Raw genomic sequence first — 15,344 nt, 5'->3', positions numbered from 1 at the left:
TTCCTTAAAGGTTGCGCATGAGGTAACGGCCGTTCTCATATCCGGAAACCTCGAGGATCTCCTGGATGCGACGGCCTTCAGGTGTTCTGGCGATTGAAATGACGACGTGAACCGCTTCGCCAATCAGCGGCTCGATCTCGGCCGGGGCCGATTTGTTGCGGGAAACAAGGGATTTCAGACGCGTCAGCCCCTCGCTGGCGCTGTTGGCGTGCAAGGTAGCTGCGCCACCAGGATGGCCGGTGTTCCAGGCATCAATCAGGTCGAGTGCCTCTTCGCCACGTACTTCGCCGACCAGGATGCGATCGGGGCGCATGCGCAGCGAAGTTTTGAGCAGGTGGGTCATGCTCACGTCAACGGTGGTGTGGTACTGCACGAAATTCTTGGCCGCGCATTGAATCTCGCCGGTGTCCTCGATGATGAACACGCGCTCGGCGGGAAATTCGACGACCATTTCATTGATGACCGCGTTGACCAGGGTGGTCTTGCCGGTACCGGTACCGCCGATCACCAGGATGTTGCGGTGCTCGCGGATGGCGCGCTTGATCGCATCGCACTGGACAGGCGTCATGATCGACGACTCGACGTACTGGTCCAGGGTATAGATGGCCACTGCCTTTTTGCGGATAGCGAAAGTGGCCGCGCGCACTACCGGCGGGAGCTGGCCTGCGAAGCGCGAGCCGTCAAGCGGCCACTCACCTTCGAGAAGCGGCTTGCTGCGGGTCACTTCCTTGCCATGGAAGCCGGCCACGGTCTTGATGATCGACTCGGCCTGCGCCGGGCGCAGATCGCCGATGTGTTTCATCGGCTGGCCCAACTGCTCAAGCCAGAGTTTGCCGTCGCCATTGCACATCAGCTCGACGGTTTGCGGATCGTTCAGCGCGTCGATGATGAGCGGGCCGGCATCGCGCTCCAGTTTTTTCCTGGCGCGTTCTTTCAGGCTGGCAGTTTCTGCAGTTTCCACACTTAATCGTCCATGAAAATGAGGCCTGCCCTATTCACGGGAAGGACATTCAAGCTCCCTGCGCCTGCAAATCATCAAACTCGGCGCACAGTTGAACTGGCGATACCAGCAAGAACTTTACCGACTGTGAGCGAGGCACCTTGTAAGGGCGCGGAGATTACCCGAGCAACAATTGTTAACGAAATAGTAAATCTCTTACTTCCATGTAAGCTTTCTCCTACAAGAATAGCACTAAAATGCCACTATCCAGGCCTGCTAAAACTGATGTAAACCGCTCTGAATCAGGCTTCCATCACCAGCACGCATCGTGCTGACACATAAATGCCATCACTTTACAGTCATAAACCGTGATGCAATTCACACTCGACCGCGACGCATTCCTACCTGTGCGCGCAAATATTGTTCAGCCATCCGGTAGAAGCAGATTGACGCCCCGTAGCCTATTCAAGACCTGCATCTAAATCAGAACAGCGCCAATTGGCTTCCTGGGGGAGAGAACTTCGTACAATCGAGTGTTTGCACCTCTCTTCCCTCAAAATTCAGCCTACGCATTGCCTTGGCGAAGCGTTGCGCCAGCAACTCGGCAAATACCCCTTCACCACGCATTCGCGTGCCGAAGCGGCTGTCGTACAATTCGCCGCCGCGGCTCTGGCGAATCAGGCTCAGCACGTGGGCGGCCCTCTGCGGGTAATGGTCCTGCAGCCATTGTTCGAACAGCGGCGCCACTTCCAGCGGCAGCCGCAGCATCATATAGGTGGCACTCTGTGCACCTGCCTCCTGGGCCGCTTCCAGCAGGCGCTCCAGTTCACTGTCGTTGATCATCGGAATCATTGGTGAACACAGCACGCCCACCGGCACGCCGGCTTCGCGCAATACGCGGATGGCGCGCAACCTGGCCTTGGGTGAGGCGGCACGGGGCTCGAGTACTCGCTTGAGGTCGTCGTCCAGGGTGGTGAGGCTGATCATTACCCGCGCCAGCCCCTGCCTGGCCATTTCAGCCAGCAGGTCGAGGTCACGCAGAACAAGCGCGCCCTTGGTGACGATGGTCACCGGATGGCGAAAGCGCAGCAGCACTTCGAGCAGGCGCCGGGTCAACATCTGTTCCCGCTCGATCGGCTGGTACGGATCGGTATTGGAGCCCAGATTGATTGGCGCGCACACATAACCCGGCTTGCTCAGTTGTTGCGCAAGTACCTCGGCAGCGTTGGTCTTGGCGATCAGTTTGGTCTCGAAATCCAGGCCGGGCGAAAGGTCCCAGTAGGCATGCGAGGGGCGGGCGTAGCAGTAGATGCACCCGTGCTCGCAACCCCGATAGGGATTGATGGACCGATCGAACGGCAAATCGGGGGAGGTATTACGGCTGATCACCGATTTGGCCGCCTCGACCCGCACTTCGGTGCCCTGGGTTTGCGGCACCTCCTGGTACCAGCCGTCATCCTCCGCCACCGAGTGGCTGGGGGCAAAGCGGTTGTGCGGATTGTGTGCCGTACCGCGGCCCTTTGGCGGTGCTGGGTAAATCATGGCTCTGCCCCGTATACTGTATTTATATACAGTATAGTGCCAGCAATGAACTATCCAGCACCTCTGGTCAGCGGACCTCAGCCCAGGCCGTGCCAGCGCTGGTAAGGCGCATGGCTCGCCGTTTGGCCAAGAAATGCTTCGTTCGATACCTTCGTGCAGCGGCAGCGATGCCCCGGAAGAGAACAACGCCTCCTGCAATTCACGGCCAGTGGCGCGGTCGAGCAGCCCTGGTCGGACCTCCATGGTTTTCTCAAGCGTCCCGCCATCGTTTGGCGTAGGTCCAGGTCGAACAGGGCCATGTTCAGGTCACGTGCAATCTCTTCCGCGCCTTGCTCGTGGAAAAGAGCAGGAGAACTTGCATGGCCGGTGCACGATAGATGGCCTGACGATCTACCAACCGGGCATTGCGCCCGGGCGGCACGAAGGCTTTATTCAGCCGGTTTCTTCAGCTTCGGGTTGGGAAAGAACTGCACGGTCTGGACCTTCGCCGGCGCCGCTTTCGGTGCCTGCTGGTTGACCCGCGTGCCAAGCTCCTTCGGCACTGACAGGCCCTGCTCGTTGAGGGTGTCGGTAAAGCCGCAGGCTACGCACTCGCGGTGCGGTACGCCGTCTTCGTTCCACATCATCAGCTTGTCGGTCTCGCTGCATGCCGGGCACACCGCCCCGGCAATGAAGCGCTTCTTGGTCTTGTTCACGGCTACCTCACTCATGCTGCAGCGTCCTCGCTCAGGCCACTGTGGCGCAGCAAGGCATCGATGGAAGGTTCCCGGCCACGGAAGTCGACGAACAGCACCATCGGCTCGAGCGAACCGCCACGCGCCAGGATCGCCTCGCGGAAGGCGCGACCGGTCTCGGCATTCAGCACGCCCTCTTCCTCGAAGCGCGAGAAGGCATCGGCCGACAGCACTTCGGCCCACTTGTAACTGTAGTAACCGGCCGCATAACCGCCCGCGAAGATGTGAGCAAAGCTGTTCGGGAAGCGGTTGTACGCAGGTGGGCGCATCACCGAAACCTCGTCGCGTACGCCCTCGAGCACCTGCAGCACACTACGACCATCGCCATGGCTGGCGTGCAGTTCGAAGTCGAACAGCGAGAACTCCAGCTGACGTACCATCATCATGCCCGACTGGAAGTTCTTCGCCGCCAGCATCTTGTCCAGCAGGTCTTGCGGCAGCGGCGCACCGGTTTCGAAATGGCCGGAGATCAGCGCCAGGCCTTCAGGCTCCCAGCACCAGTTTTCCATGAACTGGCTGGGCAGCTCGACAGCGTCCCAGGCCACGCCGTTGATGCCGGAAACACCGGCATGCTCGATGCGGGTCAGCAGGTGGTGCAGGCCGTGACCGAATTCGTGGAACAGCGTGGTCACTTCGTCGTGGGTCAACAAGGCCGGCTTGCCCGGGGCTGCCGGAGTGAAGTTGCAGACCAGGTTGGCCACCGGGCTCTGCAACCGGCCATCGGCGGTGCGGCGGCGGTCACGCGCGCCGTCCATCCAGGCACCACCACGCTTGTTGGCGCGCGCGTACAGGTCGAAGAAGAAGCGGCCGACGTGCTGGCCGTTTTCCTTGATCTCGAACAGGCGCACGTCCGGGTGCCAGCTGTCGAAACCCTTGAGTTCAGCGATTTCAATGCCGTACAGGCGCTGCACGATGCTGAACAGGCCACCCAGCACCTTGTCGATCGGGAAGTAGGCGCGCAGGGCTTCCTGCGACACACTGTAGCGCTGCTCGCGCAGTTTTTCGCCGAAGTAACCGGCGTCCCAGCTGGCCAGTTCCGGGCAGCCCTGCTCGGCGGCATAGGCCTTGAGCTGCGCCAGGTCCTGTGCGGCGAACGGCTTGGAACGCTTGGCCAGGTCGCGCAGGAAGCTCAGCACCTGGTCGCTGGACTCGGCCATCTTGGTGGCCAGGCTCAGCTCGGCATAATTCCTGTAGCCCAGCAGTTCGGCCAGCTCCTGGCGCAGGGCGAGGATTTCCTGCATCACCGGGCCATTGTCGAACTGGCCGGCATTCGGGCCCTGGTCCGAGGCACGGGTGCAGTAGGCGGCATACAGCTCTTCGCGCAGGGCGCGGTCGTCGGCGTAGGTCATCACCGCGTAGTAGCTGGGGAACTCGAGGGTGATCAGCCAGCCGTCGAGCCCCTTGGCCTGGGCTGCTGCCGCCATCTGCGCCTTGGCCGAGTCGGTCAGGCCGGCGAGTGCGGCTTCGTCGGTCACGTGCTTGGTCCAGGCCTGGGTGGCGTCGAGCAACTGGTTGGAGAAGCGGCTGCCCAGCTCGCTGAGCTTGCTCTGTACTTCGGCGTAGCGCTGCTGCTTGTCCGCCGGCAGGTCGATACCCGACAGGCGGAAGTCACGCAGGGCATGCTCGAGGATAGTCTTTTGCGCCACGTCGAAGCCGGCGGCCTCCGGGCTGTCGATCAGCGCCTGGTAGGCTTCGAACAGCGCACGGTTCTGCCCGAGTTCGGTAGAGTAGGCGCTGAGCGCCGGCAGGCACGACTCATAGGCCTCGCGCAGCTCCGGGCTGTTGCACACTGCATTGAGGTGGCTGACCGGGCTCCAGGCGGCGCCCAGGCGGTCGTTCAGTTCGTCCATGGCCAGCACCAGGCCGGCCCAGGTGGGGTTCTTGCCTTGCTTTTCGAGGATCTCGGCAATGGCTTTACGGTTGTCGGCCAGGATCGCTTCGATCGCCGGCAATACGTGTTCGGCACGGATTTGCGAGAAGGGCGGCAGATCGTAGGACTGCAGAAGCGGGTTGTTCGCACTCACGGTTTGGATACCTTGGCAGAAGAAACACTCCCCCATCTTAATTACAATCGACGCCGACCGCAGCAGGCAGCCTGCCTATCGGCACAGATGAGAGACGCTATCATGGCCATCCGAAGCTTCCAGCAACACACTCCGAAAGTTGGACCACGGGCCTTCGTCGACCGTTCGGCGGTGGTGCTGGGCGACGTGGAGATCGGCGAGGACAGCTCGGTGTGGCCGCTGACCGTGGTGCGCGGCGACATGCACCGTATCCGCATCGGCGCACGCACCAGCGTGCAGGACGGCAGTGTCCTGCACATCACCCACGCCAGCCCGTTCAACCCTGACGGTTTCCCGCTGATCATCGGCGACGAGGTGACCATCGGCCACAAGGTCATGTTGCATGGCTGCACCCTGGGCAACCGCATCCTGGTCGGCATGGGCAGCACCATCATGGATGGCGCCATCGTCGAGGACGAAGTGATCATTGGCGCCGGCAGCCTGGTACCGCCGGGCAAACGCCTGGTCAGCGGCTACCTGTACATGGGCAGCCCGGCGAAACAGGCCCGGCTGCTGAATGACAAGGAGCATGCGTTCTTTGCCTACAGCGCCAGCAACTATGTGAAGCTCAAGGACCAGCACCTGGCCGAAGGCTTCGATCAACCAGAATGACCGCATTCGCGGGCTTGCCCGCTCCCACAGGTCTAGTGGAGTCTTCAAGGCCAGCGCTGTACCTGTGGGAGCGGGCGAGCCCGCGAAGAAGGCCACGCAGCACTCAAGTGGAACCTATGTAAATGCACCAGCAGAACATCCTCTTCGACCTCGACGGTACGCTGACCGACCCACGCCTGGGCATCACCCGCTCGATCCAGTACGCCCTGGCCAAGCTGGGCATCGACGAGCCGGACCTGGCCCGCCTCGAGCACTTCATCGGTCCGCCCTTGCTGCAGGCGTTCATGCAGTTCTACAGCTTCGACGAGGCCAAGGCCTGGGAAGCGGTGAATTTCTACCGGGAACGCTTCCGCGTCACCGGCCTGTATGAAAACCTGGTGTTCGAAGGTGTGCCGGAACTGCTCGCAGCCCTGAACAAACAAGGGCGCACACTGTATATCGCCACCTCCAAACCTTGGGAATTCGCCCGTGAAATTGCCCGCCACTTCGCCTTCGACCACCATTTCAAGGTGATCTACGGCAGTGAACTGGACGGCACGCGCACCAACAAGGTCGAGCTGATTCGCCATCTGCTGGACGAAGAAGGGCTCGACCCGGCGCAGACGCTGATGATCGGTGACCGCAAGCATGACCTGATCGGTGCACGCAGCAACGGCTTGCAGGCAGTGGCGGTGGGGTATGGGTTTGGCAGCCAGGAGGAGTTGATGGCGGAGGAACCCGCCTATCACTTTGCAACCTTGGCTGAAATGCATCGGGCGTTTCTCCAGGCTTGAGGGCGATGGGGCTGCTGTACAGCCCATCGCGACGCAAGGCCGCTCCTACCAGGACCGCATAGGCTTTGCATCGCGATGGGCCGCAACACCTGATGGGTCAACCATCAACCGCTGCAACGCCGCCTTCCGCTCCTCGATCGGCAGCCTTCCCAACTGCTCCACCCGCTCATAGAACCGCGCCCAGTCCCCACCCACCTCGCGAAACAGCGCCGCGAACGCTGGCACCCACTGGTCATACAACCCGAACGGCAACAGCTTGGCATTGTTCATCGGCCCATACATCCAGGCGTCGTAACGCTTGTCACCGCCCCACTGGCCATCACGCAGCTGCCGATACTCCCGCCTTAGCCGTGCGAACTCAGCCTGCTTGGCCTTTCGCTTGTGCGCATCATCCAACGGCCCGGCATAAATGGCCTGCAATCGCTCGCGGCTGGCCAGCACCAGCCGGGTGAACTGGTCACGTTGCTGCCCCTGGGTCCGATCAACCGCTGCAAGCCCACGCGCCATGCGCCATTGCCGCGTACCTTCCTGCTCGACGAAGGAGGCGAATGACTCGTTGAACGCGGTGTCGTCCTGCACATAGAAGCGCTGGTGTGCCAGTTCATGGAAAATCAGCGTGGCCAGGCGCTCATCACCCCAGCCCACCATCGACGACAGGATCGGGTCATCGAACCAGCCCAGGGTCGAGTAGGCTTCCACGCCACTCACGTAAACATCCATGCCGTCCTGGCGCATCAACGCTGCCGCTCCACGCGCGGCACCGAGCTGGTAGTAGCCGCGATACGCTACACAGCCTGCGATCGGAAAGCAGTGCGTGACCGGCTGCAGTGACAGCTCGGGGGTGGCGAACACATTCCACACCACATAGGGCCGGCCAAGTTCCACATAGACCCGGTAGCTGCGGTTGTCCGGCAGCTTCAGCTGCTGGCTGGCAAACACGCGTGCCTGCTCGGCATGCGTCAGGCGCTCACGCAATTGCGGCGGGGTAGCAGGGTCGGCCACTACCCGCTCCACCGACTGACGGGCGCGCAGCAGTTGCCACTGGCCTTCGGCCAACTGCCCGTAATAGGCCACACTGGCGCAACCGTTCAGCAGGAGCGCGGCAAGCGTGGGAACCAAACGGGTGAAAATGCGGTCGAGTGCCCCATGGCCCGAGCGCTGAACAAGAAAAAATCGAAGCATCCGGTACGTCAGACTCGCTCTAGGCCGTTTCACTCCAAGACTATCTCGCCAAGGGGGAGTTTCGCCATGCGTGCACTGTTGGTCGCCGGCTCACTGTTGCTGATATCCGCCTGCTCGACCCTGCCAGACCCAGACCCGAACCAGGCCTGGATCGACCTCACCCCGTACGACAATACCTCGCTGCATGCGCTGCAAGTCGATGAACGAGACTGGGCCGACAGCCGTTATTTCGAAGTACCGCCTGGCAGCCACGAGCTGACCGTGCGCTACCAGTTTCCGGTCACCCCCAGCAATATCGGCCCGGTCGAAGAGCCGCTGTGGCGCGATTGCCAGGTCAAGCTGACCTTCAAGGACTTCAGCGCCGGCCAGCGCTACCAGCTGCAGGCGGGCAGCATCGGTTTCCGCCCCTGGATCAAGCTCTACGATCACCAGCAAAAGCTGGTCGGGCAGGGCTTGCCTGCGGGCTGCCAGCACAGCTGACACGCATAAATGGCGCTATGCTTGTACCTTGTGAATCGCAAGCGGGAGTCTTGCCATGCGCCAGCCGATGATGCTGATCGCTCTCAGTACCCTGGGGGCCTGCGCCAGCCCCTTGCCGCCCGTCGACCCCAAGCAGGCCTGGGTCGACCTCTACACCATGACCCCAGGCAGGGTAATCATGGCCGACCGCCTCGACGGCAAGCGTCTGGATGATGGCCGTTACTTCCAGGTAACGCCCGGCAAACACGAGCTGGTCGTGCGTTTCGATTACGAGATCTACTCAGGCGGCATCACTACCGACCCCAGAGACCGCACCTGCTACCTGACCGTGCGCTTCGACGACTTCAAGGCCGGTGAACGCTACCGCCTGGAGGCAAGGGCGCCGGTGATGGAGCCGCAGGTGCTGTTGTATGACGGCAACCGCAAGGTGGTGGTCAACGAACCCAGCGAAGTGTTCTGCATCCCCTGAACCTCGGAGCTGCAGCGCAGCCCCGAGGTTGCGAAGCTACTGATCATTCTTCTGGTAGATGATCTTCCTGGTCCCGCCATCGCAGGTCCCGACGACCATGTTCGGGTCCTTGACCTCGCTATTGGGCACGATCTCCAAGGTGTAGGAGGCAACCCCCTGGGCCTGTATCTTGGCCTCGATCTCGGCCTTGAGCTCCTCGCACGGCTTTACCGCCGCCAACGCAGAGGTGGCGACCAGGGAAGCCAACACGGCGATTGCTACGCGTATCATGAAACGGCTCCTCAAAGGGCAGCATGCTGCCGACGCGGTCTAGCCTACAGCAAACTGCCCCCATTGCACCGCTTCAACCCACCAGCGCCGCATCCAGGCTGATCTTGGCGTTCAGCACCTTGGACACTGGGCAGCCGGCCTTGGCCTTGTTGGCGATATCCAGGAACTGCGCCTCGCTTGCCCCGGGCACCTTGGCCCGCAACACCAGGTGTACGGCGGTAATGGCAAAGCCATCAGGTTGCTTGTCGAGTGTCACCTCGGCAGCCGTGTCGATCCGCTCGGCGGTCAGCCCCGCGTCACCCAGCATCATCGACAGCGCCATCGAGAAACAGCCAGCATGTGCCGCTCCGATCAGCTCCTCCGGGTTGGTTCCGGGCGACCCTTCGAAACGGGTATTGAAGCCATAGGGGTTCTGCTTGAGCGCCCCGCTTTCCGTGGAAAGCAGGCCCTTGCCGTCCTTCAGGCCACCTTGCCAGATCGCCGATGCTGTCTTTTTCATGCTCCCTCCTGGTCAATGGGTTACAGACGTCTACCGGTTCAGAGGCCTGTCGCGCCGGGCAAGTTCAGCGCAATCTGACCGCAGGCATTGAATCCAACGAATGCGCCCATACAGAGTCAAAAAGGCCTCTGGCCAACCACTTCTGCGGAGGCTCCATGACACAGCTGCGTGACCTGAAAATATCCACCCTCGACCTGGTGCCGGTGCGCGCCGACGCCGGCCCGGCGCAGTCGCTACGCAACTCGCTGGACCTGGCGCAACACGTCGAACGCTTTGGCTACCACCGCTTCTGGGTGGCTGAGCACCACAACATGGACGGCATCGCCAGCTCGGCTACTGCTGTATTGATCGGCTACCTGGCCGGCGGTACTTCGAGCATTCGCGTGGGTTCCGGCGGGGTCATGCTGCCCAACCATGCACCGCTGGTGATCGCCGAACAGTTCGGCACCCTGGCCAGCCTGTACCCGGGGCGCATCGACCTTGGCCTGGGCCGCGCACCGGGTTCCGACCAGATGACCGCCTACGCCCTGCGCCGCGACCGTGCTGGCGGCCCGGACGACTTCCCGGACGATGTCGAGGAGCTGTCGCGTTATCTCGGCCCGCGTACCGATGACCAGAAAGTCATCGCGGTGCCAGGGCACGATACCGATGTGCCCATGTGGCTGCTTGGCTCCAGCCTGTTCAGTGCCCAGTTGGCCGGCATGCGCGGCATGCCCTACGCCTTCGCCTCGCACTTCGCACCACGCTACATGCACGAGGCGATTCGCGTGTACCGCAACCACTTCAAGCCCTCGACCACGCTGGACAAGCCGTACGTGATGCTGGGCATTCCCATGGTCGTGGCTGAAACCGATGAAAAGGCCGAATACCTGGCCACCTCGGTGTATCAGCGCATCCTGGCGCTGATACGCGGGCAGAGCCTGATGCAGAAGCCGCCGGTGGCAAGCATGGATGGCCTGTGGCTACCGCATGAGCGGGATGCGGTGGGCAGCTTCCTGGGCCTGGCGATGATTGGTAGCCCGCAGAAAGTGCGGGCCAAAGTGGAAGTGCTGCTGGAGCAGACCGGGGCGGACGAGCTGATCTTTACCTGTGACCTGTATGAGCATGCCGACCGGGTGCGGTCCTATGAACTGCTGGCGCAGGCCCTCAGGGCCGAGTGACCTTCGGCGCCGGCAAACCCGGCGCGGTCAGTTGCAGGCGCGGCCCTTCTCGACACACGGCCGCGCCTACACCGAAAGCGCCACGGTCAGCGCCTATCTGGCCGGCGATGACGCCATGCCATCAGCCACGGCGGTACACGATCTCCTTGGTGCCGGCCTCGCAGCTACCAATCACCTTGCCCGCCGGTTCGCCCTTCTCCACGACCTCCAGGGTGTATCCCTGAACCCCCTTGGCATCCAGCTTGGCGGCAATCTCCGCCTTCAGCTCCTCGCAGGGCTTGCCTGCTGCCAACGCACCACTGGCCAGGCCCATCAGCCCCAGCGCCAGAATCAGTTTGTTCATCGATTGCTTCCTTGTGCAGACCCGATCAGAAAGGGCGCCTGCCGAGGCGCCCGCTTCTTGAATATCCCATCCTGCCGGACTCATCCAGCCCGGTAACATTTCAGCTGTTGGCGATACGGAAGCCGACCTTCAGCGTGACCTGGAAGTGCGCCGCCTTGTTGTCGCGAATATGGCCACGGGTGTCGACCACCTCGAACCACTCCAAGTGCTTGATGCTCTTGCCGGCTTCGGCGAGGGCATTGTTGATCGCCTCTTCTATGCTGGTGGTCGAAGACCCTACCAGCTCGATCTTCTTGTACGTGTGATGGTCGGTCATGAGCACTCTCCTTGGATGACGGTGTGATTGAGCCTAGCAGCGCAGGCAGCGTTTACCTGCGAGCCGGCACGAATGTGGAAAGTTCGATCGCACTTTCGCTTCGCTTGGCAGTCGCAACCTCTACAGCCCACAACGCGAAGGAGAGTCAACATGCACCGCAATTCGCTGCGTAAAGCGTCCCTGGAAAGCATGGAAGCCGAGATCGAAAGCCTGCTGAAGAGCCTGGAAAGCCTCAAGCATGACGCTTCGGAAGAGTCCCAGAAGTCGGTCAAGGCCATCCGCAGCAGCGCCGAAAGCGCCCTTCGTCATTCTCGGAGCCTGTTGAGCGATGCCTACGAAGAAGTGAAGCAACGTACCCGCCAGACCGGCATCGCTACCCGTGACTACGCCCAGCAGCACCCCTACACCACGGCAGGCGTCGCCATCGGTGCACTGGGCCTGCTGGCGGCCTACCTGCTGTGCAAGCGCAACTAGGCGCCTTGGCTGGCCAGTTCGGCACGTAGCCACTGCGCCAGCTGCTCGGCGCGCCCGTCCGCGGCGCGCCGGGGCACCCACAACGCCAGCACTGCAGTAGTGGGGGAAAAGCCCCAAGGCGCATTCAGGCGCCCGGCCCGCAGGTCATCGGCGACCAGCGGCTGTGGTGCAATGGCTACGCCCAAGCCTGCCACCGCCGCTTCCAGCAGGTAATACAAATGCTCGAAGGCCTGCCCATGCTGCAGTGCCGCCGGATTCAGCCCTTGTTCCGCCGCCCAGGTCGGCCAAGCCTGCGGGCGCGAGGTGGTGTGCAGCAGGGCTTCGTCGAGCAGGGCGCTGGCAGGCGCCCCCTGCAAGCGCTCGAAACCGGAATAATGCGGGCTGAGCACCGGCCCGATGCGCTCCTCGGCCAGCATGTGCACTTGCATGTCCGCCGGCCATGGCGGTTCGGCGTACACCAACAGCGCATCCAACCCCGGCCGCCGCGGGTCGAGGTCGCCTTCGCCTGCCGACAGGTGCAGGCGCAGCTCGGGCAAATCGGCTTTCAGCCGCCCCAGCCGCGGTATGAACCAGCGCGCCAACAAGCTGCCTGAGCAACCCAGGACGAATGGTGCCTCACTCACGTCTCGGCTGAGTTCGGCACATACGCCGCGCAGCCGGTCGAACGCTTCGCCGCTGGCATCACGCAGACGCACACCGGCATCTGTGAGTTTGATGCCGCGTCCATCCTTGATGAACAGGGCAACGCCCAAGTGCTCCTCAAGCACCTTGAGTTGCCGGCTGACTGCGCCATGGGTAACGTGCAGCGCTTCAGCCGCCTGGCTGACACTATTCAGCCGGGCGGTGGCCTCGAAGGCCCGCAGGGCATTGAGGGGAGGGAGGTCGTGGGCCATGGTACCTGTGAGTTTTCCTGACAAGTTTGCGCAATCTTATCGGTTTTCAGCCGGGCCTGTCGTGGTTAGAGTAAAGCCCATCACTCATCCATTACGCCCTGGAGCGCCCCATGACCCAGTCCCAATACCGCCCCGGCCCCGACGCCAACGGCCTGTTCGGCTCGTTCGGCGGCCGCTACGTGGCCGAAACCCTGATGCCTCTGGTGCTGGACCTGGCCCGCGAATACGAGTCAGCCAAGGCTGACCCGAAATTCCTTGAAGAGCTGGCGTATTTCCAGCGCGACTACATTGGCCGCCCCAACCCGCTGTACTTCGCCGAGCGCCTGACCGAACACTGCGGCGGCGCCAAGATCTTCTTCAAGCGTGAAGAGTTGAACCACACCGGCGCGCACAAGGTGAACAACTGCATCGGCCAGGTACTGCTGGCCAAGCGCATGGGCAAGAAGCGCCTGATCGCCGAAACCGGTGCCGGCATGCACGGCGTGGCGACCGCTACCGTCGCGGCCCGCTTCGGCCTGCCTTGCGTGATCTACATGGGCGCCACCGACATCGAGCGCCAGCAGGCCAACGTATTCCGCATGAAGCTGCTGGGCGCCGAAATTGTTCCGGTCACCGCAGGTACCGGTACCCTGAAAGACGCCATGAACGAGGCCCTGCGCGACTGGGTCACCAACGTCGAAGACACCTTCTACCTGATCGGTACCGTGGCCGGCCCACACCCGTACCCGGCAATGGTCCGCGACTTCCAGTCGATCATCGGCAAGGAAACCCGCGCCCAGTTGCAAGAGAAGGAAGGCCGCCTGCCGGACAGCCTGGTCGCCTGCGTCGGCGGCGGCTCCAACGCCATGGGCCTGTTCCATGAATTCCTTGAAGAACCGAGCGTGCAGATCATCGGCGTCGAAGCTGGTGGCCACGGTGTGCATACCGACAAGCATGCTGCCAGCCTCAACGGCGGCGTCCCAGGCGTGCTGCATGGCAACCGCACCTACCTGCTGCAGGATGCGGATGGCCAGATCACCGACGCCCACTCGATTTCCGCCGGCCTGGACTACCCGGGCATCGGCCCGGAGCACGCCTACCTGCACGAAGTGAAACGTGTGGAATACGTCAGCATCACCGACGATGAGGCGCTGGATGCGTTCCACGCCACCTGCCGCCTCGAAGGCATCATCCCGGCCCTGGAAAGCTCCCATGCGCTGGCCGAAGCGATCAAGCGTGCACCGAAGCTGCCCAAGGACCACCTGATGGTCGTGTGCCTCTCGGGCCGCGGCGACAAAGACATGCAAACCGTCATGAACCACATGGCCGCCCAGGAGAAACAGGCATGAGCCGTCTTGAACAACGCTTCGCCGAGCTGAAGGCCGAAGGCCGCTCGGCACTGGTCACCTTCATTACTGCGGGCGACCCTGGCTATGACGCCTCGCTGCAGATCCTGAAGGGCCTGCCGGCAGCCGGCGCCGACGTGATCGAACTGGGCATGCCATTCACTGACCCGATGGCCGATGGCGTGGCCATCCAGCTGGCCACCCTGCGGGCCCTGGAAGCCGGCCAGACGCTGGCCAAGACCCTGCAGATGGTTCGCGATTTCCGTGTGGAAAACCAGACCACCCCGATCGTATTGATGGGCTACTACAACCCGATCCACCGCTTTGGCGTGGAACAGTTCGTGGCCGAAGCCAGGCAAGCGGGCGTCGATGGCCTGATCATCGTCGACCTGCCGCCAGAGCACGACGCCGAACTGGCCACCCCGGCCCAGGCCGCAGGCATCGACTTCATCCGCCTGACCACCCCGACCACCGACGATGCGCGCCTGCCGCGCGTGCTGGAGCGCAGCTCCGGGTTCGTCTACTACGTGTCGGTGGCCGGTGTGACCGGTGCCGGCTCGGCGACCACCGAACACGTGACCGAGGCCATTGCCCGCCTGCGTCGGCATACCGACCTGCCGATCAGCGTAGGCTTCGGCATTCGTACGCCGGAGCAGGCGGCGAACATCGCCCGCCTGGCGGACGGTGTGGTGGTGGGTTCGGCGCTGGTCGACAAGATCGCCCAGGCCAAGAGTGCCGAGCAGGCAGTGAACGATGTGCTGAGCCTGTGCTCGGCACTGGCTGAAGGGGTGCGCGGCGCTCGCCGCTGATCTGCGTCGCCCTCTTCGCGGGCATACCCGCTCCCACAGGTACAGCGCCGTACTCAGGCCCTGTGATATCCCTGTGGGAGCGGGCGTGCCCGCGAAGAGGCCCTCGTAAGCAACAGAGCCTCAGCCCCCAAAAATAGACAGATCCAAAGGCCTTACAGCCCCCATCCAGATCGCATGGTCCCGATGGTCCGCCAGTTCATCCCCGGTCAGCGGGTGCATGAACACCACCAGCCCCTTGCGATACAACGCCAACCAAGGCAACACCACCCCTACCACCTCCGGCCCGAACGCCAACTGGCAGCTCCAGTCCGGGTGCGGCCCCACCGGCTTCTGATGCATGCGCCCCATGGTCACCGGGAACAGTCGCGCAGCCTCCTCGCACAACTCACGGGCCTGCGCCATGGTCGCTGCGTCGTAATACACGTGGGCGTGGTAACCCTTGATTCTTTGCACGATAACT

Annotated in this window: 19 protein-coding genes; 8 read left to right on the top strand and 11 right to left on the bottom strand. The window is 62.6% G+C overall.

Annotated elements, in window-relative coordinates; translation table 11 throughout:
- Positions 1-4: 4 nt before the first annotated feature.
- The 4 genes from trbB to prlC all read right to left on the bottom strand — a co-directional run bounded on the left by trbB (position 5) and on the right by prlC (position 5,276).
- Positions 5-961 (bottom strand): P-type conjugative transfer ATPase TrbB, encoded by a 957-nt coding sequence (trbB, locus tag ACLEJP_RS05870; RefSeq protein WP_440804854.1) that lies wholly within the window; start codon positions 959-961, stop codon positions 5-7.
- A gap of 462 nt (positions 962-1,423) precedes the next feature.
- Positions 1,424-2,482, bottom strand: a complete 1,059-nt coding sequence (locus ACLEJP_RS05865; RefSeq protein WP_440804852.1) for a PA0069 family radical SAM protein — start codon at positions 2,480-2,482, stop codon at positions 1,424-1,426.
- A 428-nt stretch (positions 2,483-2,910) separates the two neighbouring features.
- The gene (locus tag ACLEJP_RS05860; RefSeq protein WP_225779870.1) at positions 2,911-3,192 is read right to left on the bottom strand and encodes a YheV family putative zinc ribbon protein; all 282 of its coding nucleotides are present in this window, start codon (positions 3,190-3,192) and stop codon (positions 2,911-2,913) included.
- Entirely contained in the window at positions 3,189-5,276 is a 2,088-nt protein-coding gene (gene prlC, locus ACLEJP_RS05855) for an oligopeptidase A (protein ID WP_440804850.1), read from the bottom strand. Before prlC ends, ACLEJP_RS05860 begins: the two co-directional genes overlap by 4 nt.
- A gap of 66 nt (positions 5,277-5,342) precedes the next feature.
- On the opposite strand from prlC, the gene ACLEJP_RS05850 reads away from it, so the two are divergent.
- Positions 5,343-5,891 (top strand): gamma carbonic anhydrase family protein, encoded by a 549-nt coding sequence (locus ACLEJP_RS05850; RefSeq protein ID WP_440804848.1) that lies wholly within the window; start codon positions 5,343-5,345, stop codon positions 5,889-5,891.
- Between the two features lie 122 nt (positions 5,892-6,013).
- Positions 6,014-6,664: an HAD family hydrolase gene (locus tag ACLEJP_RS05845; RefSeq protein WP_440804846.1), complete on the top strand. Its 651-nt coding sequence runs from the start codon at positions 6,014-6,016 to the stop codon at positions 6,662-6,664.
- Positions 6,665-6,709: 45 nt separating this feature from the next.
- On the opposite strand, the gene ACLEJP_RS05840 is transcribed toward ACLEJP_RS05845, so the two are convergent.
- A complete protein-coding gene (locus ACLEJP_RS05840; RefSeq protein ID WP_440804845.1) occupies positions 6,710-7,846 on the bottom strand; it encodes an aminopeptidase in 1,137 nt (378 codons plus the stop codon).
- Between the two features lie 66 nt (positions 7,847-7,912).
- Between ACLEJP_RS05840 and ACLEJP_RS05835 the strand changes: the two genes are divergently transcribed.
- Both ACLEJP_RS05835 and ACLEJP_RS05830 read left to right on the top strand, forming a co-directional pair.
- Entirely contained in the window at positions 7,913-8,326 is a 414-nt protein-coding gene (locus ACLEJP_RS05835; RefSeq protein WP_440804844.1) for a PA0061/PA0062 family lipoprotein, read from the top strand.
- Between the two features lie 55 nt (positions 8,327-8,381).
- The gene (locus ACLEJP_RS05830) at positions 8,382-8,795 is read left to right on the top strand and encodes a PA0061/PA0062 family lipoprotein (RefSeq protein ID WP_440804843.1); all 414 of its coding nucleotides are present in this window, start codon (positions 8,382-8,384) and stop codon (positions 8,793-8,795) included.
- A gap of 36 nt (positions 8,796-8,831) precedes the next feature.
- Here the strand turns inward: ACLEJP_RS05830 and ACLEJP_RS05825 are convergent, their stop codons facing one another.
- Together ACLEJP_RS05825 and ACLEJP_RS05820 are read right to left on the bottom strand one after the other, a co-directional pair.
- Positions 8,832-9,065 (bottom strand): DUF1161 domain-containing protein, encoded by a 234-nt coding sequence (locus tag ACLEJP_RS05825; protein WP_440804842.1) that lies wholly within the window; start codon positions 9,063-9,065, stop codon positions 8,832-8,834.
- 73 nt (positions 9,066-9,138) lie between these two features.
- Positions 9,139-9,564 (bottom strand): OsmC family protein, encoded by a 426-nt coding sequence (locus tag ACLEJP_RS05820; protein ID WP_440804841.1) that lies wholly within the window; start codon positions 9,562-9,564, stop codon positions 9,139-9,141.
- 155 nt (positions 9,565-9,719) lie between these two features.
- Here ACLEJP_RS05820 and ACLEJP_RS05815 point away from each other — a divergent pair, with 155 nt between their 5' ends.
- The gene (locus tag ACLEJP_RS05815; RefSeq protein ID WP_440804839.1) at positions 9,720-10,724 is read left to right on the top strand and encodes an LLM class flavin-dependent oxidoreductase; all 1,005 of its coding nucleotides are present in this window, start codon (positions 9,720-9,722) and stop codon (positions 10,722-10,724) included.
- Between the two features lie 121 nt (positions 10,725-10,845).
- On the opposite strand, the gene ACLEJP_RS05810 is transcribed toward ACLEJP_RS05815, so the two are convergent.
- A complete protein-coding gene (locus ACLEJP_RS05810; protein ID WP_440804838.1) occupies positions 10,846-11,067 on the bottom strand; it encodes a DUF1161 domain-containing protein in 222 nt (73 codons plus the stop codon).
- Positions 11,068-11,167: 100 nt separating this feature from the next.
- Entirely contained in the window at positions 11,168-11,383 is a 216-nt protein-coding gene (locus tag ACLEJP_RS05805; protein WP_170027603.1) for a dodecin, read from the bottom strand.
- 150 nt (positions 11,384-11,533) lie between these two features.
- On the opposite strand from ACLEJP_RS05805, the gene ACLEJP_RS05800 reads away from it, so the two are divergent.
- A complete protein-coding gene (locus tag ACLEJP_RS05800) occupies positions 11,534-11,857 on the top strand; it encodes a DUF883 family protein (RefSeq protein ID WP_440804837.1) in 324 nt (107 codons plus the stop codon).
- Here ACLEJP_RS05800 and ACLEJP_RS05795 read toward each other — a convergent pair.
- The gene (locus ACLEJP_RS05795; protein ID WP_440804836.1) at positions 11,854-12,750 is read right to left on the bottom strand and encodes a LysR family transcriptional regulator; all 897 of its coding nucleotides are present in this window, start codon (positions 12,748-12,750) and stop codon (positions 11,854-11,856) included. The two genes, ACLEJP_RS05800 and ACLEJP_RS05795, sit on opposite strands and share 4 nt — an antisense overlap.
- 110 nt (positions 12,751-12,860) lie before the next feature.
- On the opposite strand from ACLEJP_RS05795, the gene trpB reads away from it, so the two are divergent.
- Together trpB and trpA are read left to right on the top strand one after the other, a co-directional pair.
- A complete protein-coding gene (trpB, locus tag ACLEJP_RS05790; protein ID WP_440804835.1) occupies positions 12,861-14,078 on the top strand; it encodes a tryptophan synthase subunit beta in 1,218 nt (405 codons plus the stop codon).
- Positions 14,075-14,884 carry a tryptophan synthase subunit alpha gene (gene trpA / locus ACLEJP_RS05785; protein ID WP_440804834.1) on the top strand — a complete coding sequence of 270 codons (810 nt, stop codon included), beginning with the start codon at positions 14,075-14,077 and terminating at the stop codon, positions 14,882-14,884. The genes trpB and trpA overlap by 4 nt, the downstream gene beginning before the upstream one ends.
- Positions 14,885-15,004: 120 nt before the next feature.
- On the opposite strand, the gene ACLEJP_RS05780 is transcribed toward trpA, so the two are convergent.
- Positions 15,005-15,337 carry a DOPA 4,5-dioxygenase family protein gene (locus tag ACLEJP_RS05780; RefSeq protein ID WP_296235134.1) on the bottom strand — a complete coding sequence of 111 codons (333 nt, stop codon included), beginning with the start codon at positions 15,335-15,337 and terminating at the stop codon, positions 15,005-15,007.
- Positions 15,338-15,344 lie beyond the last annotated feature (7 nt).

Origin of the sequence: Pseudomonas sp. SMV7 (genome assembly GCF_052041995.1) — a bacterium.
Taxonomy (GTDB): domain Bacteria; phylum Pseudomonadota; class Gammaproteobacteria; order Pseudomonadales; family Pseudomonadaceae; genus Aquipseudomonas.
This window is presented reverse-complemented; position numbering and strand designations above follow the sequence as displayed.

Coding starts and splice junctions, on each gene's coding strand:
- ACLEJP_RS05860 (WP_225779870.1), bottom strand. CDS start 3,192: ATGAGTGAGGTAGCCGTGAACAAGACCAAGAAGCGCTTCATTGCCGGG.
- trpA (WP_440804834.1), top strand. CDS start 14,075: ATGAGCCGTCTTGAACAACGCTTCGCCGAGCTGAAGGCCGAAGGCCGC.
- ACLEJP_RS05795 (WP_440804836.1), bottom strand. CDS start 12,750: ATGGCCCACGACCTCCCTCCCCTCAATGCCCTGCGGGCCTTCGAGGCC.
- prlC (WP_440804850.1), bottom strand. CDS start 5,276: ATGGGGGAGTGTTTCTTCTGCCAAGGTATCCAAACCGTGAGTGCGAAC.
- ACLEJP_RS05815 (WP_440804839.1), top strand. CDS start 9,720: ATGACACAGCTGCGTGACCTGAAAATATCCACCCTCGACCTGGTGCCG.
- trpB (WP_440804835.1), top strand. CDS start 12,861: ATGACCCAGTCCCAATACCGCCCCGGCCCCGACGCCAACGGCCTGTTC.
- ACLEJP_RS05805 (WP_170027603.1), bottom strand. CDS start 11,383: ATGACCGACCATCACACGTACAAGAAGATCGAGCTGGTAGGGTCTTCG.
- ACLEJP_RS05825 (WP_440804842.1), bottom strand. CDS start 9,065: ATGATACGCGTAGCAATCGCCGTGTTGGCTTCCCTGGTCGCCACCTCT.
- ACLEJP_RS05845 (WP_440804846.1), top strand. CDS start 6,014: ATGCACCAGCAGAACATCCTCTTCGACCTCGACGGTACGCTGACCGAC.
- ACLEJP_RS05835 (WP_440804844.1), top strand. CDS start 7,913: ATGCGTGCACTGTTGGTCGCCGGCTCACTGTTGCTGATATCCGCCTGC.
- ACLEJP_RS05830 (WP_440804843.1), top strand. CDS start 8,382: ATGCGCCAGCCGATGATGCTGATCGCTCTCAGTACCCTGGGGGCCTGC.
- ACLEJP_RS05865 (WP_440804852.1), bottom strand. CDS start 2,482: ATGATTTACCCAGCACCGCCAAAGGGCCGCGGTACGGCACACAATCCG.
- ACLEJP_RS05810 (WP_440804838.1), bottom strand. CDS start 11,067: ATGAACAAACTGATTCTGGCGCTGGGGCTGATGGGCCTGGCCAGTGGT.
- ACLEJP_RS05820 (WP_440804841.1), bottom strand. CDS start 9,564: ATGAAAAAGACAGCATCGGCGATCTGGCAAGGTGGCCTGAAGGACGGC.
- ACLEJP_RS05850 (WP_440804848.1), top strand. CDS start 5,343: ATGGCCATCCGAAGCTTCCAGCAACACACTCCGAAAGTTGGACCACGG.
- ACLEJP_RS05800 (WP_440804837.1), top strand. CDS start 11,534: ATGCACCGCAATTCGCTGCGTAAAGCGTCCCTGGAAAGCATGGAAGCC.
- ACLEJP_RS05840 (WP_440804845.1), bottom strand. CDS start 7,846: ATGCTTCGATTTTTTCTTGTTCAGCGCTCGGGCCATGGGGCACTCGAC.